At 35.4% G+C, this 18844-nt stretch carries 17 protein-coding genes; 12 read left to right on the top strand and 5 right to left on the bottom strand.

What is annotated here, in order from left to right; all coding sequences use genetic code 11:
- The 3 genes from PQF96_RS17645 to PQF96_RS17635 form a co-directional block, all read left to right on the top strand.
- Window positions 1-1905 (top strand): hypothetical protein (locus tag PQF96_RS17645; RefSeq protein ID WP_271767640.1); only part of this gene is annotated, 1905 nt, incomplete at its 5' end.
- A 17-nt stretch (window positions 1906-1922) separates the two neighbouring features.
- Entirely contained in the window at window positions 1923-5621 is a 3699-nt protein-coding gene (locus PQF96_RS17640) for a beta strand repeat-containing protein (protein WP_271767639.1), read from the top strand.
- 237 nt (window positions 5622-5858) lie between these two features.
- Window positions 5859-7022 (top strand): gliding motility-associated C-terminal domain-containing protein, encoded by a 1164-nt coding sequence (locus PQF96_RS17635; protein WP_271767638.1) that lies wholly within the window; start codon window positions 5859-5861, stop codon window positions 7020-7022.
- Between the two features lie 73 nt (window positions 7023-7095).
- On the opposite strand, the gene PQF96_RS17630 is transcribed toward PQF96_RS17635, so the two are convergent.
- On the bottom strand, window positions 7096-7521 hold the full coding sequence (locus tag PQF96_RS17630) for a GNAT family N-acetyltransferase (protein ID WP_271767637.1): 426 nt from the start codon (window positions 7519-7521) through the stop codon (window positions 7096-7098).
- Between the two features lie 126 nt (window positions 7522-7647).
- Here PQF96_RS17630 and PQF96_RS17625 point away from each other — a divergent pair, with 126 nt between their 5' ends.
- The 4 genes from PQF96_RS17625 to PQF96_RS17610 all read left to right on the top strand — a co-directional run bounded on the left by PQF96_RS17625 (window position 7648) and on the right by PQF96_RS17610 (window position 10481).
- Window positions 7648-8211, top strand: coding sequence for a ClpP family protease (locus PQF96_RS17625; protein WP_408629612.1), 564 nt, complete (start codon window positions 7648-7650; stop codon window positions 8209-8211).
- A gap of 40 nt (window positions 8212-8251) precedes the next feature.
- Window positions 8252-8977 carry a M15 family metallopeptidase gene (locus PQF96_RS17620; RefSeq protein WP_109438681.1) on the top strand — a complete coding sequence of 242 codons (726 nt, stop codon included), beginning with the start codon at window positions 8252-8254 and terminating at the stop codon, window positions 8975-8977.
- A 57-nt stretch (window positions 8978-9034) separates the two neighbouring features.
- Window positions 9035-9544 (top strand): CAP domain-containing protein, encoded by a 510-nt coding sequence (locus PQF96_RS17615; RefSeq protein WP_271767636.1) that lies wholly within the window; start codon window positions 9035-9037, stop codon window positions 9542-9544.
- Window positions 9545-9716: 172 nt separating this feature from the next.
- Complete coding sequence (locus tag PQF96_RS17610) at window positions 9717-10481, top strand: M48 family metalloprotease (protein ID WP_109438683.1); 765 nt, start codon at window positions 9717-9719, stop codon at window positions 10479-10481.
- Window positions 10482-10546: 65 nt separating this feature from the next.
- Here the strand turns inward: PQF96_RS17610 and PQF96_RS17605 are convergent, their stop codons facing one another.
- Window positions 10547-10927 (bottom strand): ankyrin repeat domain-containing protein, encoded by a 381-nt coding sequence (locus PQF96_RS17605; RefSeq protein WP_271767635.1) that lies wholly within the window; start codon window positions 10925-10927, stop codon window positions 10547-10549.
- Between the two features lie 478 nt (window positions 10928-11405).
- Window positions 11406-11789 carry an ankyrin repeat domain-containing protein gene (locus tag PQF96_RS17600; protein WP_271767634.1) on the bottom strand — a complete coding sequence of 128 codons (384 nt, stop codon included), beginning with the start codon at window positions 11787-11789 and terminating at the stop codon, window positions 11406-11408.
- 319 nt (window positions 11790-12108) lie between these two features.
- On the opposite strand from PQF96_RS17600, the gene gpmI reads away from it, so the two are divergent.
- From gpmI to PQF96_RS17575, 5 genes are all read left to right on the top strand, one after another.
- Window positions 12109-13626, top strand: a complete 1518-nt coding sequence (gene gpmI, locus PQF96_RS17595) for a 2,3-bisphosphoglycerate-independent phosphoglycerate mutase (protein WP_271767633.1) — start codon at window positions 12109-12111, stop codon at window positions 13624-13626.
- Window positions 13627-13736: 110 nt separating this feature from the next.
- Window positions 13737-14198 (top strand): RidA family protein, encoded by a 462-nt coding sequence (locus PQF96_RS17590; protein WP_109438687.1) that lies wholly within the window; start codon window positions 13737-13739, stop codon window positions 14196-14198.
- Between the two features lie 120 nt (window positions 14199-14318).
- Entirely contained in the window at window positions 14319-15137 is an 819-nt protein-coding gene (gene map, locus PQF96_RS17585; protein WP_109438688.1) for a type I methionyl aminopeptidase, read from the top strand.
- A 59-nt stretch (window positions 15138-15196) separates the two neighbouring features.
- Complete coding sequence (locus PQF96_RS17580; protein WP_271767632.1) at window positions 15197-15964, top strand: class I SAM-dependent methyltransferase; 768 nt, start codon at window positions 15197-15199, stop codon at window positions 15962-15964.
- A 305-nt stretch (window positions 15965-16269) separates the two neighbouring features.
- Window positions 16270-17262 (top strand): hypothetical protein, encoded by a 993-nt coding sequence (locus PQF96_RS17575; protein WP_271767631.1) that lies wholly within the window; start codon window positions 16270-16272, stop codon window positions 17260-17262.
- Between the two features lie 104 nt (window positions 17263-17366).
- Here the strand turns inward: PQF96_RS17575 and PQF96_RS17570 are convergent, their stop codons facing one another.
- Window positions 17367-18365 (bottom strand): FAD:protein FMN transferase, encoded by a 999-nt coding sequence (locus tag PQF96_RS17570; RefSeq protein WP_109438691.1) that lies wholly within the window; start codon window positions 18363-18365, stop codon window positions 17367-17369.
- Window positions 18366-18373: 8 nt separating this feature from the next.
- A complete protein-coding gene (locus tag PQF96_RS17565; RefSeq protein ID WP_109438692.1) occupies window positions 18374-18751 on the bottom strand; it encodes a Na(+)-translocating NADH-quinone reductase subunit F in 378 nt (125 codons plus the stop codon).
- Window positions 18752-18844 lie beyond the last annotated feature (93 nt).

The raw sequence follows: 18844 nt of genomic DNA, 5'->3' as shown, positions 1-18844 counted from the left end.
GGTGCCACTGGAGCACAAGGACCGACAGGTGCCACTGGAGCTACCGGAGCACAAGGACCAACAGGTAATACAGGTGCACAAGGACCGACAGGTGCCACTGGAGCACAAGGACCGACAGGTGCCACTGGAGCTACCGGAGCACAAGGACCAACAGGTAATACAGGTGCTACTGGAGCAACTGGTGCACAAGGACCGACAGGAAATACAGGTGCTACTGGAGCGCAAGGACCGACAGGTGCCACTGGAGCAACCGGAGCACAAGGACCAACAGGAAATACAGGTGCACAAGGACCGACAGGTGCCACTGGAGCACAAGGACCAACAGGTGCTACTGGAGCAACCGGTGCACAGGGACCAACAGGTAATACAGGTGCACAAGGACCAACTGGTGCTACTGGAGCAACCGGAGCACAAGGACCGACAGGTGCCACTGGAGCTACCGGAGCACAAGGACCAACAGGTAATACAGGTGCTACTGGAGCGCAAGGACCGACAGGTGCCACTGGAGCAACCGGAGCACAAGGACCAACAGGAAATACAGGTGCTACTGGAGCGCAAGGACCAACTGGTGCCACTGGAGCAACCGGAGCACAAGGACCAACAGGTAATACAGGTGCTACTGGAGCGCAAGGACCAACTGGTGCCACTGGAGCAACCGGAGCGCAAGGACCTACAGGAAATACTGGTGCTACTGGAGCACAAGGACCAACAGGTGCCACTGGAGCAACCGGTGCACAGGGACCAACAGGTGCTACTGGAGCAACCGGTGCACAAGGACCAACTGGTGCCACTGGAGCAACCGGTGCACAAGGACCGACAGGTGCTACTGGAGCAACAGGAGCGCAAGGACCAACCGGTGCACAAGGACCGACAGGAAATACAGGTGCTACTGGAGCAACCGGAGCGCAAGGACCAACAGGTGCCACTGGAGCAACTGGTGCACAGGGACCAACTGGAGCAACCGGAGCACAAGGGCCAACTGGTGCTACTGGAGCAACCGGAGCGCAAGGACCTACAGGTGCCACTGGAGCAACTGGTGCGCAAGGGCCGACAGGTGCTACTGGAGCAACCGGAGCACAAGGACCTACAGGTGCTACTGGAGCAACCGGAGCGCAAGGACCAACAGGTAATACAGGTGCGCAAGGACCAACTGGTGCTACTGGAGCAACAGGAGCGCAAGGACCGACAGGTGCCACTGGAGCAACCGGTGCACAGGGACCAACAGGAAATACAGGTGCCACTGGAGCAACCGGAGCACAAGGGCCAACTGGTGCTACTGGAGCAACCGGAGCGCAAGGACCGACTGGTAATACAGGACCAACTGGACTAACTGGAGCGCAAGGACCAACGGGTGCTACAGGTCCAATCGGACTAACTGGACCACAAGGACCAACTGGCTCCACTGGAGCAACAGGAGCGCAAGGGCCAACGGGTGCTACTGGACCTCAAGGTGATCCTTCAACCGATGATCAAACAGCCTCTGAAGTAGACTCTGACAACCCTGTAGATGTTGATGGTGATGGAGATGTTGAAACTACCGTAGAGGATGTAATACAAGATATTGCTCCTATAGTTTCTAAAGCAGCAAGAATCTTTTATCCTCCATCAATCGCTGTAGATGCTTCTTCTACTGGTGTAAAAACACCTATTGATTTATACCAACAATACTTAGATCAATTTGGTTCTCCAGTAGCTGCTAGTGATCCAACTGCGCCTACCATACCAACGTACGACAGAGATGAATTATATTATTATGTAACATTTGCCGATAGTTTTGTTTTTGGAAGTCCAACAACAATTTCGATCGATGCTAATGGAAATATGAGTTATAGTATTGTCAATACCCCTGCAGATTTTAATGCATTAATTAATGTAGTATTCGTTGTTAAAACACCAAGACCGTAATCTGCTGATAATATAATATGAAGTTTATATTTAATAAATCATATCTGATTAAACTGGTTCTATTGGTTATTTTACCAATTAGCACTTCTTTTGGTCAAGATACATATGTCGATAATTTTGGAACAGTTTCTTATGCCAATAATAATGGAACTCAAAATTGGGCTACAAATTGGGTTGAAACAGATAACGGTAGCGTTAATTCCGGACGAATTCGTATAACTGGAGGCAGGCTTCGGTTTGAAGATATAACTAGAAACTCTCAGCAAATTATTCGAAGTGCAGATCTATCTAGTGCTTCAAGTGCTATTTTATCTTTTGATTGGCAAACGGTTGGTCTGGATGGATCAGGAGGATCAACATCTAGTGAACTACTAACTGTTCAAATATCTTCTGATGGAGTAAATTTTACCACCATTGGAAATTTAGCTGGAAATCAAACCAATAGCTTCAGTGCAGATATTTCTGCGTTTTTATCTGCAACTACCACAATCAGGTTTATAAACTTAAGCACTTGGAATTTTGGAGATTGGGAAGCAGGAGAGTTTGTTTTTATAGATAATTTATCTATAGAAACTAATCTTTTTATGATTTCTAACGGAACTACTGTAAATACTTGTAGTGGTACCTTTGTTGATTCTGGAGGAACAAATGGGAATTACAGTAATTTTGAAGATATTACATATACTATTTGTCCAGATGTGGTTGGAGCAAATGTTAGTATTACATTTACTCAATTTAACGTAGAGGATAATTTTGATTTTCTTAGGATCTTTGATGGAGCTTCAACAGCAAGTCCGCTCATCGGAATTTTTGACAATGGAAATTCTCCCAATGGAACTACAATATCTTCTACTACTGGATGCCTAACGTTTAGATTTACTTCGGATTTTATATTCAACTTCTCTGGATGGGAAGCTACAATTTCATGTAGTGCTACTACTCCACAATTAGCTATATCAGATATCACTGTAAACGAAAATGCAGGTACTGCTGACCTCACCGTTAGTCACTCTGGTGGAAATGCTGTTGGAGCTTTTACGGTAGCATATTCAACGGCCAATAATTCAGCCAATACACCTGCTGATTATACAGCTACAAGTTCAACTATAGCCTTTTCTGGTACCAGTCCTGAAAATCAAACTTTAACGGTTCCTATCCCTATTGTCGATGATAATTTTGCAGAAGCCACTGAAAGTTTTTTTGTAAACCTTGGTACTATTGTGGGCGATCCTTCTATAACTATATCTGATGGACAAGGAGAAATTACAATTAATGATGATGACAATGCCTCTATAGCAATAAATGATGTTACTGTTAATGAAGGAGATGGAACAGCAACTTTTACCATTACGTTATCAGGAGCAAATGTAGCAGGAGGATTTTCTGTGCCCTATACGCTTGTTAATGGTTCTGCAACTAACCCAGCCGATTACACTACTGTTGGAGCAACCCCTTCTCCTATTAATTTTGCCGGTAATATTAATGAAACACAACAAATAACAATACCAATAGTGGACGATACTGATATCGAAGGAAATCACAACTTCTTTGTTAATTTAGGTACAGTAAGCAATCCACTAGTAACAACAAGTGATAATCAAGGAGAAGGTACAATTGAAGATAATGATGCAGCAATTAGCATTGACAACATCTCTGTTAATGAAAATGCTGGTACTGCAACATTTACAGTTACTCATGTTGGCCCCGATACGACAGGACCTTTTGCTGTAAGTTTTACAACAGCCAATAATACCGCTACAGCGGGAAGTGATTATACAACAAATACCGGAACATTGAATTTTTCTGGAACTAGTGGAGATACAGAATCCATTACAGTTACTATTTTGGATGATATCAGTGTAGAAGGAAATGAAACCTATTTCATTAATTTTACTAGCGTAAGTAATCCTTTAGTTGATATTACAGATCAGGGAATAGGTACTATTGTTGATGTTGAAATAGAAAACCCGAGACCTTATGAAGAACGAATTACAATCAATGTAAGAGGTAATTTTGATATGATCGGAAATACAAATCTTATTTGTACAGCCAACTGTCCTGGAACCCCTACATCTAACAACCCCTCTGTAGTTATGGGGTATGCCAGTATAGACGGAACAACTATAAACTCAAGTAGCGCAAATCTTACATTACCCCCAGGAGCAACTGTAGCATGGGCAGGATTGTATTGGGGTGGTTCATATAATTCTACTTTTGGTGGAATAACAAACCCAGATCCTTCTTTAAGTTTACAACAAGTACAATTTAGAGAACCAGGTGCAGGAACTTACACTGCGGTTAATGCCAATTTAACAAATATAGAAACCGGCTCATTCGCAGGCTGGAATACATTTATGTCATTTGCAGATGTGACTTCCATAGTACAGACATCAGGATCAGGATCTTATACCGTTGCAGATATCCCATTAATAACCGGTAGTGCCTTCACAGGACCTTTTGGAGGATGGACAATGGTAATTATATACGAAGACCCTTCAGACATCACACGAAGTGTAAGCATATGGGATGGTTTTGACTTTTTTGGATTTGGAGCCAATGATTCCTTTACTGTTACTGGTTTATTAACACCTTCTACCGGTGCTTTTGATACCGATGCAGGTTATTTTGGGATGGACGGAGATTCTGGAGGATTTACTGGAGATTTTGTTGCCATCAACGGAAATACTCTTTCTAATGCCTTAAACCCTGCAAACAATACCCTAAATAGTACCATATCCAAATTTGGTGTTGATGTTGGTGGTAGAAATCCTAACCAAAGTTTTAACTGGGGAATAGATGCAGATATTTTTGACGCTACCGGTTTTGTTCCTAACAATGCAACAACTTTAAATGTAGACTTGGGTAGTGCTAGTGAAGGTATATGGGGTGGGGTTTTTGCAGTATCTACAGAAGTAGCTTTCCCGGCGGTTGCCAGTAAAAACTTTTCTCCTGCTACAATTGGTTATGGTGAGGAGTCAACAGTTACTATAACATTAGAAAACCCTGCTACAGGAGTAGATCTTACAAATTTATCACTTACAGATAATTTACCTTCGGGAATGACAATATCTACTTCTCCAGACGGAACCTCATCCTGTGGTGGAACTATAACCGCTGTTTCAGGTTCTGACAACTTTTCTATTTCTGGTGTTAATCTACCTGCAGGAAACACCTGTACTTTTACATTTGATGTAATTGGCACCCAGGCTGGTAGTCTTAGCAATACTGTATCATCTGGAGATATTACAAATGATCAAAACATTCCTTTAGCTGGAACAACTACAGGAATACTAAATGTAGTTATTAGAAGTGTTATTACCAATAGAAGAATAACATATAGAGTAAATAGAGGCTCAACAACGACAAGCTCTGTACCAACAGGAACGCTTACAACTGACCTATCCATCAACAATTTTGATGATGGACAAAATAGCGCGTTTAGCCCATATCAATTACAGGTCCAAAATACAACAGCTACACCATTTAACTATGAAATATATATACAAAATGTTCCTTATGCTAGTATTCCAGGATTAAACCTTGGTAACCATACTTTAATTACAACAGATAATGGAGACGGAACATTTAACTATCTATTTACAAGTACAATGGCTTTGGGTGCATTTCAAAACACCATAATATCCGGCTCTGGAGCTGCACCTTCACCCCAAGGTACAGGTCCAGCATGTGGATGTGTAAGTTTTTATAAACTATGAGACCAATAAAATCACATTAATATCGTTAAATAATTATACCCCATAAAAATAACACATATGTCAAAAACAACTCCTAATTACCCAAGCACACCTGCACTTAATCGAACTAAAAATGCATTTTATCGATAGATAATTGATTTTTATCGAAAAAAACCATTGTCAAATGTAAGTATTTGAGTATATTTACCACCTATTAATTACTGTTTAACCGTAATTATCGTAATACCCCTATATACTTTGAAAAAAATAATCTACATAATCGCATTCTTCCTGACCTACACAACAATAGGACAACAAGCATTTCACAACTATGGAAATCTACAAACACATACTGATGCAGAAGTTGGTTTTCATACCGATCTAATAAATGATGGTACTTTTGATGAAAACGATGGTGGCATGGTTGGTTTTTACAATACATCTGGCGACTTAACTGTTTCTGGAAATAACAGGCCTACTTTTTACGATATGGAAGTTGACGTAAGAGATGACCTACAACTTGAAGTTGCAGTAGCAGTAACTAATTTTCAAGAGTTTACTACAGGGAGAGTTCAAACACCAAGAGATAGGCGTAATGTTTCTTTAGATTACATTAATGATGCACCGTATTTAGGTGAAAATGATGATCGTTATGTAGATGGATATGCTTCTATTACCGGAGTATTAGATTTTACATTTCCTATTGGAGATGATTTCAGACTACGACCTATGCGTATAGAAAGTCAAGCAGCTACAAATACAGCAAGAGGAGCATATTATTTTGAAGATCCAAATTCCCCTAATTTCTTCCCAACAAGCTTCAACACCAATAGTTTTGATAACTTATTATTTGGAGTAAGTAGTTTTGAGTTTTGGGATCTTGATGGAGATATAGAAACACGAGTTACACTAACCTGGGATGACAATAGCAACATTCCAACACTTGTAGATGATATCAATAATTTAAGAGTAGTTGGATGGGACTCAAATTTAAGACAGTGGGTAAATCTTGGAAATTCTACAGTATCTGGAGATCTAAACACAGGTGAAATTACTTCTGAACTTATGATTCCTGACAATTATACTGTTCTTACTTTTGGGACATCTGATATGCTGTTGGACGGAGACTTAGAGATATACACTGCAGTTTCTCCAAATGGTGATGGAGACAACGATTTCTTTAGAATTGATGGTCTTGGAGAAACTAATAATGAACTATTCGTATATAATCGATGGGGAGTTTTAGTATACCAAAGAGAACAATATCATGAAGCACAAACCAATTCAGATGGTTTTGCCGGTATTTCTGAAGGAAGAGCGACTATTGCCAAAGGTGAAAAACTTCCGGTAGGTACATATTATTATGTCCTTAAAATTGATGGAGAAAAAGATCGTGCTGGTTATTTATATATTAATGAATAAATCTTTGACTTAAAAATCAAGATTGAATACCTATTACTTTACATTAACCTCAATATTCTTCATCATATAAAAACTACAATTTTTTCACAAAGTGATGCGCCCAAATCTCATAACCTTCATTCAGATAAAATTTATGAGAAGGGTAATTTGTAACATAGCTATTTAATTCTGAGGTTTCGCAACCTTTATTTTTCGCATAAGCATAAATCCAATCAAACACCTTCTTCCCTATTCCTTGATTTCTATAGTGATCATCTACATACACATGATCTGGTTCACAAGAACGACCTGCATAGTGCCTTGTCATAAACCACAATCCAAAAACTCCTATTAACTTTTCATCAGAGTATACACCAAAACATTCATAATTCTGATCAAACATTTCATTAAATCTTCCTAATAACACTTCATCTGTGAATTGATTATTCATTAGTTTTTGAATAAGAGGAAGAGCTTGACTAAAGTCCTCTTTTAAAATTTTGTGAAATGCTAAATTCATATGATGCTTTTCTGCAAAAATAATTATACATTTATCTCGAAGATGTAAAGAATTCTTAAAAAATATAGAATACGGTAATTTTATTAATACCATCAAATTATTTTATTTTTTTGTCTTTCTTTAAAAATTAAAACCATAAAAATGAAAGAAAAATCAGGAAAAACTCAAGATCTTATTGATAAAAAATTCTTAGAAGAACGTAGTGTTTTTCTTTGGGGTCAAGTGGATGATAAATCTGCAAAGCATGTTATCGATAGATTGATGTATCTGGATATGATCAGTGATAAAGAAATTAAACTTTATATTAATAGTCCAGGAGGATATGTTACTTCAGGATTTGCCATGTATGACACTATAAAAAGTCTTAAAAGCCCTGTATCTACTATTTGCACAGGCCTAGCAGCATCAATGGGCTCTATTCTATTAAGTGTAGGAGCAAAAGGAAGAAGATTTATACAACCTCATGCAAAAGTAATGATTCATCAACCTAGTGGTGGTGCAAGAGGTCAAGCTTCTAACATAGAAATACAAGCTGCAGAAATTCTTAAAACAAAAGAATTAAGCGCACAGATTCTAGCAGACAACTGTGGCCAGGACATAGAAAAAGTATTAAAAGATTTTAATCGAGATTACTGGATGGATGCTCAAGAATCCTTAGAGTATGGAATTGTAGATGGAATTCTTGAATAAATTATAATTAAAGAGAATACCATTATAAATTATAATGTCAATGGAAAGACGAGATTTTGTTAGTCTAAGCACTTTAGGAATGATAGGGTTTTCATTGTCATCATTTTCTATGCTTCAGTCAGAGTTTTCTAAAGATGATTTAATGGGTAAAAGCGATCCTTCTCTATACGGAGATGGATATAAACTGCAAAAGAAAGCCTATGATGCATTTTTAAAAATGAAAGCTGAAGCATTGAAAAGTGGATTTAAAATTAAAGTCGTTTCCAGTTATAGAAATTATGCTCATCAAAATCGCATATGGGAACGCAAATATAAAAAGTTTACACAAGAGGGATTATCTCCTATTAACGCTATCAAAAAAATTGTGGAGTACTCCACAATACCAGGAACATCAAGACACCATTGGGGTACTGATTTAGATATCGTAGATGGTAACCCACCTCAACCCAAAGGCTTGCTTTTAGCAAAGAATTTTGATAGTGAAGGTCCTTTTTGTAAATTTAAAGAATGGATGGATACACATGCTAATTCTTTTGGTTTTTATCTGGTATATACTGATAAAGAAGACAGAAAAGGATTTAAATATGAACCATGGCATTATTCTTATGCTCCAATATCCATTCCTATGCTAAAAGCATATCAAAAAGTAGATATCGCATCAGAGTTAAAAAAAGTAAAGTTATTAGGAAGTGATTTTTTTACAGAAAACTTTATTAATCAATACATTAAAGAAAACATACTGGATATAAATCCAGAATTATTATAAGGGGTTATATACTAAATTTATACTATTTTAGTTATTCTAAATAAAAAAGCCCCACTTATGAAAATTTCTTCAATTAAATATTTATTTGTATTTATTATTTTATCTATAGCCATTTCCTGTTCTGATGATGATGGCACTCCTCCTGATGAAAATACGGGAGTTGAAAACCCTACAGGAGTGGATGGAACTCCAAGTAATACTTCAATTACCGAGGAAATATTAAGATTAGTTAACGAATATCGTGCGACAAAAGGCTTATCGGCATTGACCTCAAATCAAACTGCCGATGAATTAGCAGCTGATCACACTAGATATATGATTTCTCAGGGTCAAATTAGTCATGATAATTTTGATGCAAGAGGAGATGTGTTAAATGAAAAAGAGAATGCAAGAGGAATGGCAGAAAATGTTGCTAATTTTTATCCAGATGCAAAAAGTGTAGTTGATGCCTGGATAAGTAGTGACGGACACCGAAAAAACATAGAAGGAAATTATACTCACACAGGTATTGCCGCTATTAAAGATGAAAGCGGAAAATATTATTATACTCAGTTATTTTATCGCTAAACTATGCTAACTCAACTATGCTAGGATAGCACTAATTTCGTTTATATTGGTTGTAAATGATATCTAACCTCTAGTAGTTGCTTACTAAAAAGTGTTTTTTACATTTTATTTAGTAAGCAACTTTTATATTTATTAACTTTAAGCTTGACATTTTAAAAAAAATTAATTTCTAATGAGACGTGGTGGCTTAAAACTCAGAATATTAATAGGTTTAGCAATTGTTGCTTTTGCATTTTTTAAAAAATGTAATAATAAAACGCTAAATCCTTATACTGATAGAGTACAAAATATAAATATGACCAGTGATCAAGAAATTTCTATAGGATTACAAAGTGCTCCACAAATGACTCAGCAACATGGTGGACTATACCCAGATCAAAAATTACAAAGTTATATCGATATGATCGGGAATAAATTAGTGAATTCGAGTATGGCTAAGCAAACCCCTTACCAATATGAATTTCACTTACTGGCCGACCCCAATACTATTAATGCATTTGCTCTACCAGGAGGTCAGATATTTATTACCTATGCCCTATTATCCAAATTAGAGAATGAAGATCAGGTTGCCGGCGTACTTGGTCATGAGATTGGTCATGTCTTGGGAAGGCACTCAGCAGAAAGAATAGCAGAGCACGAATTTTGGAAAACAATTTCGACAGGAGCTTCTGTAGGTGCAGATGCGGGAGGAATTGTAAATAGTATAGGACAAAATGTATTGCTAGGTAATGGACGTGATGATGAACTAGAAAGTGATAAACTGGGAGTGTTATTTATGATTAATTCAGGATATAATCCAGAAGAAATGATTGGGGTTATGAAAATTCTAAAAGCAGCTGCCGGACCTAATCGCACACCAGAATTTCAAAGCACACATCCTGATCCAGATAATCGTGTAGAAAAAATCAGAGAAGCTATATTAGAATATAGCAGGTAATAAAAAACTCTGTCTAAATACACATTAGACAGAGTGTTTACGTAAAGTATAGATACGCTATGTACCTATTTTAATGTTTCTAATAATGCTATCGCTTCTTTTGCGTTAGATAATTTTGCAAATTTCATTGCCGTATAACCTTTGGGGTCTTTGGTTTTGACATTTGCACCTTTTTTCACTAAGATTTTAATAATCTCTACGCGATTATAGCGAGCAGCATACATAAGTGGTGTCATACCATCCCACTTTTCATTAACATCACTCCCAAGTTCTATCATTTTTTTTACAACTTCTACATCTCCTTTTACTATAGCCATACAAAATGGATTTGATTTATAGTTGTTTAGTTCATAATCGTGACTAACTGAAGTCTCGATTGATTCTGTTGCAAAACCAACAAAAGTAATACTCATAACCAATACGGCTACAAAAACTGTTTTTTTCATAATGAATTCGATTTAATGATTGACTTATACATGTATGACCTTATTTACTATACCTTGTTACACCCTTTTGTATTAAATAACATAATTTTAACCTTCATCTAACAAAAAATTATGCTATTACATTTCAAATTATTTACTTTTTAATAAATAAAAAACTCTGCTTGTTGATGTTAACAAGCAGAGTTTCTGGGAGATTATCAAATCAAACAAATCACTCCTAATTTATATTGAAAATGAGCTACTATTTTTATTAAATAGATATTGCAAATTTCAAGAATTAAAAGTATTACTATCATATTATAAAAGTAATACAAACAAAAATAACACTATTATATTTAACATTGGGATATAAATTATTAAATAACAAAACATTATGATAGTGGTAGTAATTCTATTAAAAACAAAATCTGTTTACCTAAGCATATACAAATACCAGGTAAACAGATTAAGTACTACTATATAGATAACTCTATAAAAGCTACTTCTTTTTGAGTTCTAACAAAAGTTTTTTAGCATCAACTGCTCCAGATAGTTCAGCATATTTAAGTGCATTAAATCCTTTATCATTTTTTGTATTAATTTTTGCACCATTGGACACCAAAAGTTTAATAATTTCAAGTCTGTTATAACGAGCTGCATACATAAGAGGTGTCATTCCCTCAGAATATTCATTAACTTCTGTGCCTAATTCAATCATTTTTTTCACCATTTCATAATCACCCTTGGCTATTGAAATACAAAACGGAGAAACACTAATAATTTCAGTTTTTTTAACCTTATATCCATTATCATTTTTCACAGGATCGGTTGCAAATGCAAAACTAACTACCATACATAACATTAAAACAATTAACTTTTTCATTTTTTTACTTTTTTAGGTTCATTATTGATTTGTGATATGTCAAATTTTGACACTGCAAATGAATTATATTATTCCTAAAAAAAAGGTTCTAATTTTAAGAATAACTCACTTTTAACCTTGCCTACACAAATCCGTTAATAGTTTCACAAAAACTCCTCTATAGTTAATCTTAAATACAGGTTTAAATCACTCAGGAATAACATATGCATTTTGCATGCTTATCAACGAAGTTGTAAATTTGTCTCTTTGCTTTATTTTTGGGCTTTTTTAGCTCAATCATCATTAACCAACCAAAACTTTAATTAAGAGTATAAATACCATGGACAAAAAAGTAATCCTGATGATATTGGATGGATGGGGAACTTCTCCTGACCCAAAAGTATCGGCAATAGATCATGCCAACACACCATATATTGATAGTTTATATACAACATACCCTAACGCATCTTTGCGTACTGACGGTCTTCACGTTGGGCTACCTGATGGACAAATGGGTAATAGCGAAGTTGGACATATGAACCTTGGGGCTGGTAGAATTGTATATCAGGATTTGGCCAAAATTAATATGGCTGTCGAAAATAATAAACTTAAAGATGAATCAGTTTTAGCTGATGCTTTTCAATATGCAAAAGAAAATGATAAAAATATTCATTTACTTGGTTTAGTAAGCGATGGTGGAGTTCACTCTCATATCAATCATATCAAAGGTTTACTTGACGCTGCAGATTCGCATAAACTAAAAAATGTTTTTCTTCATGCATTTACAGACGGTAGAGATGTTGATCCAAAATCAGGAATAAACCATATACAGGATATCCAGGATCACATGTCTAAAACAACAGGTGAATTAGCATCTATTATAGGAAGATACTATGCTATGGATAGAGACAAAAGATGGGAACGTGTTAAACTAGCCTATGACCTTGTCGTTAATGGGGCTGGAGAATCAAGTACAAATGCAATAGAAAGTATTCAGGCAAGCTATGATAATGATGTTACTGATGAGTTTATAAAGCCTATTAGCATGCACAAAAATGGCAATCCAGTAACCACTATAAAAGAGGATGATGTTGTGATTTTCTTTAATTTCAGAACAGATCGTGGCCGTGAATTAACAGAAATGCTTTCTCAAAAAGACATGCATGAATTTAATACTCATAAGCTTTCATTATACTATGTTACTATGACGAACTATGATGAAAATTTTGAAGATATCAAGGTTATTTACAATAAAGATAATATTACAGAAACTCTGGGAGAAATTGTTTCTAAGGCAGGTAAATCTCAAATACGAATTGCTGAGACCGAAAAATATCCACACGTTACTTTTTTCTTTTCTGGTGGACAAGAAGAACCTTTTGAAGGAGAATCCAGGATATTAAGAAACTCTCCAAAGGTAGCCACATACGACCTTAAACCAGAAATGAGCGCATATGAACTTAGAGATGCTCTTGTTCCCGAATTGCAAAAAGGAGATGTGGATTTTGTATGTCTTAACTTCGCTAATGGTGATATGGTAGGACATACAGGAGTAATGGAAGCCGCTATTAAAGCTTGTGAAGTTGTAGATAAATGTGCAAAAGATGTAATCACTGCAGGTTTGGAAAATGGATATTCTACCATTCTGATTGCTGATCATGGCAATTGTGAAACGATGATTAATCCTGATGGAACACCTCATACCGCCCACACTACAAATCCGGTTCCTTTTATTCTGATTGATCACAATCAAATTGATGTAAAAGATGGAGTTTTGGGAGATATTGCTCCAACCATTTTACATCTCATGGGAGTTGACAAACCAGATGCTATGACACAAAACACTCTCATAAAATAAGGAGAGTTCACATTTTTGAAGTCAACTTTGTTAAACTACCTATAAAATAGTGTAGTAGGTTTTCTAGTGGTGGTATATTCGTGCTTCTAAAGATAAAACCTCTTAGTAATATGAATCCTAAAGCAAAGCTAAAAGAAATGGGGCTTGTACTTCCAGAAGTTTCTATTCCTGGCGGGTCATACGTCTCTGTCAACAGAAGAGGAAATATCGCCTACGTTGCTATTCAGTTTCCTATACTAAATCAAGAATATCTATATCAAGGAAGATTAGGAGATACTATATCTACGCAACAAGGATATGAAGCTATGAAATTATGCGCTCTAAATGTTTTAGCACAAATAAATCATAAAATCGGTTTTGAAGCAATCGAAGGACTAAATCATATAGATGCTTATTTTCAATCCGGGACAGATTGGGATAAATCTCCTGCTGTAGTTGATGGTGCTTCTGATTTATTCGTCAAAATATTAGAAGAAAAAGGCACACATTCTAGAGCCATTTTTGGAGTAGAAAAACTTCCCTTGAATTTTTGCGTGGGATTAACTACATCTTTTACTCTAAAAACAGTATAAAGTCCCCCTCTCATCTTATTGAATTACTCAAATCTTAAAATAGAGGTTATGGTTACCCCTAACAACCAATATTCTTTGTAAATTTGCCTTCCTTATAATGTGAATTTTTTACAAGCTTATATGATTATTACGAAAACACGTGAAGAGATAGAATTAATGAGAGAGAGTGCATTGGTTGTTTCTAAAACCTTAGGAATGTTAGCGACAGAGCTAAAACCAGGAGTTACTACTGCACAATTGGATAAAATTGCAGAAGAGTTTATCAGAGATCAGGGAGCAACTCCGGGGTTTTTAGGTCTATATGGCTGTCCTTCTACTCTTCTTACCAGTGTGAATGAAGCCGTCGTACATGGATTACCAACTGACAAACCTCTTGAAAATGGTGACATCGTAGCAATCGATTGTGGAGCAATAAAAAATGATTTTTATGGAGATCATGCATACACTTTTACTATAGGTGAAGTTCCGCCAGAAGTAGAACAACTATTAAAAGTTACCAAAGAGTCTTTATACAAAGGAATTGCAGAATTTAAATTCGGAAATCGTGTTGGAGATGTAGGATATGCTATTCAAAAATATACTGAAGACTTTGGTTATGGAGTTGTTAGAGAACTTGTTGGTCATGGACTAGGGAAGAAATTACATGAAGATCCTGAGATGCCAAATTATGGTCGTCGTGGTAAGGGTAAAAAGTTTATTGAAGGTATGGTTGTCGCCATAGAACCGATGATCAATATGGGAACACATAGAATAAAACAGCTAGAAGATGGATGGACGATTGTAACTGCAGATGGCAAACCAAGTGCTCATTTTGAACATGACGTTGCTCTTATTGATGGTAAACCCGAAATTCTTTCTACATTTAAATATATATATCAAGCTCTTGGTATTGAATCTGATGAGGAAGATGCTTTTAGACAAGAGGTATTAACCGTGTAATACACTTTTTTCTTTATAAAATTACACAGAGTTTCTTATAGGGTTTTGTGCGATCAATTATGAAAAAGCTATTTAAATTTATACTCAACACCATCCCCAGACCACTTTTAATTCGGTTGAGTTATATTGCCAGGCCTATTATTGCTCTATTTTTAAGAGGAAAAACATATACCGATCCAATAGATGGAAAGAGTTTTTCTAAATTTTTACCGTATGGATATGGTAAACAACGAGAAAATGTCCTTTCTCCTTCAACACTATCCTTAGAACGTCATCGGTTATTATGGTTATACCTTAAAAATGAGACTGATTTTTTTACTACTACATCAAAAGTATTACACTTTGCTCCAGAACAAGCATTTTATAAAAGGTTCAGAAAATTACAACATCTTGAGTATACCACTACTGATCTTAATTCTCCATTAGCCGATGTAAAAGCTGATATTTGCAACCTTCCTTTTAAAGATAACGAATATGATATTATCTTTTGTAATCATGTGTTAGAACATATCCCAGATGACACTAAAGCCATGAAAGAGTTATTTAGAGTTTTAAAACCAGGCGGAATGGCTATTTTACAGATACCGCAAGATCTGAATAGAGCCACTACTTTTGAAGACGATAGTATCACAGACCCACAAGAACGTGCTAAAATATTTGGCCAATATGACCATGTGAGAGTTTATGGCAGGGATTATTTTGAAAAACTAAGAGCTATCGGTTTTAAAGTAGATGAAGTAGATTATACCCAAAAATTATCCAAGGACGACGTTACTCAATTCTGTCTCGCTCCAGGAGAAATTCTTCCGGTTTGTTATAAACCATAATTCTTTTTTATTTTTTTCGTCGGAAAAGATAAGGTATCAAATACTTTAAAAGATTCCTCTTCTTCTTTACTGACAACACATCCTTCTCAAACACAAGTTATAAAAGTCAAAACAAGTCTTATTGAATAAAAAGAGGTTCCAACTTATAATCTGATCCATCTTTTCTGACTTTATGATATACTTTTGAAAAGTCAATCTACACTAAATACATATAAGTGTTCCCCCAAGGTTTTCATTATTTAATCTCCAAAATTTATTAGTAAGGAATTCATAAAAATCAATATAAACTAATTAAAACCTAAACAATGAAAAAATCAATTTATTTACCATTACTATTTTTAACATTGACAATACTAATTGGATGTAATACTGATGACAATACTTTAACCGAACCTGACACTACTAATATTGAACCTGAAACTGATGATGAAGACGAGTTTAAAAATGACGTGTTTGTAAATGGTATTAATCAAACCTATTTACAAGAAACCGGCATGACAGAGGAAGAACTTTTAACATCTATTGAAGAAGATGACATGAAAAATGCTGTCGAATTTGAAAAGCAGTTAAATGATCAGTTTCAGAACATGACAGCTATTGATCCTAATAATAAAGCTACACAATATAACCAAAGAGAACTTGCTGGTGCCATAACAAATATGCTAAATGACATTAAACAAGAACCCGGAAAATATTTTCAAGCAAAAATAGGAGTCAATTCGGATCGTAGTCCTTTTTTCGACCTTGGATTAAGTGATAAATTGATTCGTCAGACTATTGCTTCATTTCCTGAGTTTAAAATTTATAGTAAAAGACAAAAAATTAATCTTTATAGATTTTCGCTGAGAAGAATTAAAATCTCTGGTTCTTCAAGAATTAAAATAGAAATTAGATGTAAAATAAGATATAGAAGGTATGTAAAGTTTTTTGGGAAAAGACGTAGAATAATTAACAAAAGACTTTCTGCCGATCTACATATACCGCTTAATTTTGATGCTAAAACTAATACATTAAAAGTAAATACTCTAAAAGTGGATCGCATTCATATTACTAGCTTTATTTTCAATCCTATCATTGCTGTTCTAAACCAGATTGTCAAAAGGTTTGTTATTATCCGAGAAGATGTAAACCTTAATATTTCTTATGATTTTATCTCCAAGGCCTATGTAGACTACAAAGGGCTTTATAAAGAACGTTTAAATGGTCAAAACTTTATATTCTTTAAGTTTGATGTTAAAACGGATGATTTGATTGACACCATAAAAGACAAATTAAAAACACGCGATATTAAATTTTAAAATATTTACTAACTAATCATCAAAGCCTTGCCAACTAAGCAAGGCTTTTTTTTATCACAGCATAATACTGTTTATAAAATAGTCACAAAGTCTAATCAAAAAGCTTACTCTTCTGGAAAACCGTTTAGAGAAAGCGTTTGGAGTTCCTTGTTCTCATCTTCATAAATAAAATATGTTTTGAGCTCTGGATGATTTTTCAAAAATTCTTTTGAACGTTCTAGTCCCATCGACATTAACGCCGTGGCATATGCATCTGCCTCCATGCAAGTAGTTGCCAATATAGACACACTTAACAGATTAGATTTATGTGGATGCCCGGTTGTAGTATTAATGATATGCGCGTACCGATTTCCTTTTTCATCTATCTTATATTTTCGGTAACTCCCAGAAGTAGCCATAGCTTCATTTTTTAATGCGACCACCTTACTATATGATTGTTTTTCGTCAAAATTAGGGTCTTCCACTCCTATTCTCCATGGTTTTTGTTTGATCACATTACTTCCTTTACCTCTAATTTCGCCCCCTATCTCTACCAAGTAATTATTAAACCCCTTATCTTCAAGAAAATTCGCAAACACATCAACAGCATATCCTTTGGCTAAAGCATTAAAATCTATATATGTATTGGGATTATTCTTTATGATCTTATCATTTTTCAAAGTTACCTTATCTAAACCAACAGATACTAGCAAACTATCTATTTTAAGGCTATCTAACGACTTTATTCTCCCTTTTGGCCCGAAATCCCACGCGTTTACCAAAACACCAATAGTAGGATCAAAAGCCCCTTCTGTTTCGCCGTATAACCTCTTAGACGCTTTAAAAACATTTATAAAATGCTTATCAATAGTAACCGTCGTATCTCCACTATTGATTCTGGAGATATCAGAATCATCAATATAGGTAGACATCGAAGCATTAATCACTGATATAAGACTATCATAAGAATGGGAGAAATCTAATTCTTGTCGATCTATAAATTGAACAGAGAACGTAGTTCCAAAAGCTTTTCCACTAGTGTAATTAAGTTCTAATTTCTTTTCATTTTTACATGAAACAATAGCTAATAAGAGTACTAATAAAACATTTAGTTTTCTAATCATAACCTTTCTCAGTTCAGATGAGTTTCTATTACTTGCAGACCGGCATATTCTAAAACATATTCTTCATTTAGTAATACAGGTTTATTAGGATTATCAGGATTTTGCAACCCCACTCCGGCATAAAACACCTTTGCTTCTTGTTCTATTGCATGTTTTTTAAATGATTCCATCCAGATCATGTCATAGTTATGAGGATTATCAGGATAAGAAACTGCTTTAACAAGAACAAAATATCGTTGATTAGATGGGTCGACACAAACAAATTGCGGATGCTTCCCTAATTTGCTATTTATAGCAATAAATTCAAATCCTCTTTTTTCTAATTCTTCTCCTACAATATTCATTGCAAGATTATGTAATTCTTGTTTGGTGAGTGTCCTTGTCATAGGGATACAAAGATATTATTTTGAAATAAATTATACTTTAGTTTCAAACCTTTTCTCTATACTATTCTTATCAAAAAATCAATTCTAAATAGG

Source organism: Aquimarina algiphila, from assembly GCF_947494415.1.
In the GTDB taxonomy this organism is placed as follows: Bacteria; Bacteroidota; Bacteroidia; order Flavobacteriales; family Flavobacteriaceae; genus Aquimarina; species Aquimarina algiphila.
The sequence above is the reverse complement of the archived record's forward strand: the minus strand, read 5'-3'. Positions and strand labels throughout refer to the sequence as shown.

Excerpts from the sequence above, each read along its gene's own strand:
- PQF96_RS17640 (WP_271767639.1), top strand. The coding sequence starts at position 1,923 with ATGAAGTTTATATTTAATAAATCATATCTGATTAAACTGGTTCTATTG.
- PQF96_RS17630 (WP_271767637.1), bottom strand. The coding sequence starts at position 7,521 with ATGAATTTAGCATTTCACAAAATTTTAAAAGAGGACTTTAGTCAAGCT.
- PQF96_RS17620 (WP_109438681.1), top strand. The coding sequence starts at position 8,252 with ATGGAAAGACGAGATTTTGTTAGTCTAAGCACTTTAGGAATGATAGGG.
- PQF96_RS17615 (WP_271767636.1), top strand. The coding sequence starts at position 9,035 with ATGAAAATTTCTTCAATTAAATATTTATTTGTATTTATTATTTTATCT.
- PQF96_RS17610 (WP_109438683.1), top strand. The coding sequence starts at position 9,717 with ATGAGACGTGGTGGCTTAAAACTCAGAATATTAATAGGTTTAGCAATT.
- PQF96_RS17605 (WP_271767635.1), bottom strand. The coding sequence starts at position 10,927 with ATGAAAAAAACAGTTTTTGTAGCCGTATTGGTTATGAGTATTACTTTT.
- PQF96_RS17600 (WP_271767634.1), bottom strand. The coding sequence starts at position 11,789 with ATGAAAAAGTTAATTGTTTTAATGTTATGTATGGTAGTTAGTTTTGCA.
- gpmI (WP_271767633.1), top strand. The coding sequence starts at position 12,109 with ATGGACAAAAAAGTAATCCTGATGATATTGGATGGATGGGGAACTTCT.
- PQF96_RS17590 (WP_109438687.1), top strand. The coding sequence starts at position 13,737 with ATGAATCCTAAAGCAAAGCTAAAAGAAATGGGGCTTGTACTTCCAGAA.
- map (WP_109438688.1), top strand. The coding sequence starts at position 14,319 with ATGATTATTACGAAAACACGTGAAGAGATAGAATTAATGAGAGAGAGT.
- PQF96_RS17580 (WP_271767632.1), top strand. The coding sequence starts at position 15,197 with ATGAAAAAGCTATTTAAATTTATACTCAACACCATCCCCAGACCACTT.
- PQF96_RS17575 (WP_271767631.1), top strand. The coding sequence starts at position 16,270 with ATGAAAAAATCAATTTATTTACCATTACTATTTTTAACATTGACAATA.
- PQF96_RS17570 (WP_109438691.1), bottom strand. The coding sequence starts at position 18,365 with ATGATTAGAAAACTAAATGTTTTATTAGTACTCTTATTAGCTATTGTT.
- PQF96_RS17565 (WP_109438692.1), bottom strand. The coding sequence starts at position 18,751 with ATGACAAGGACACTCACCAAACAAGAATTACATAATCTTGCAATGAAT.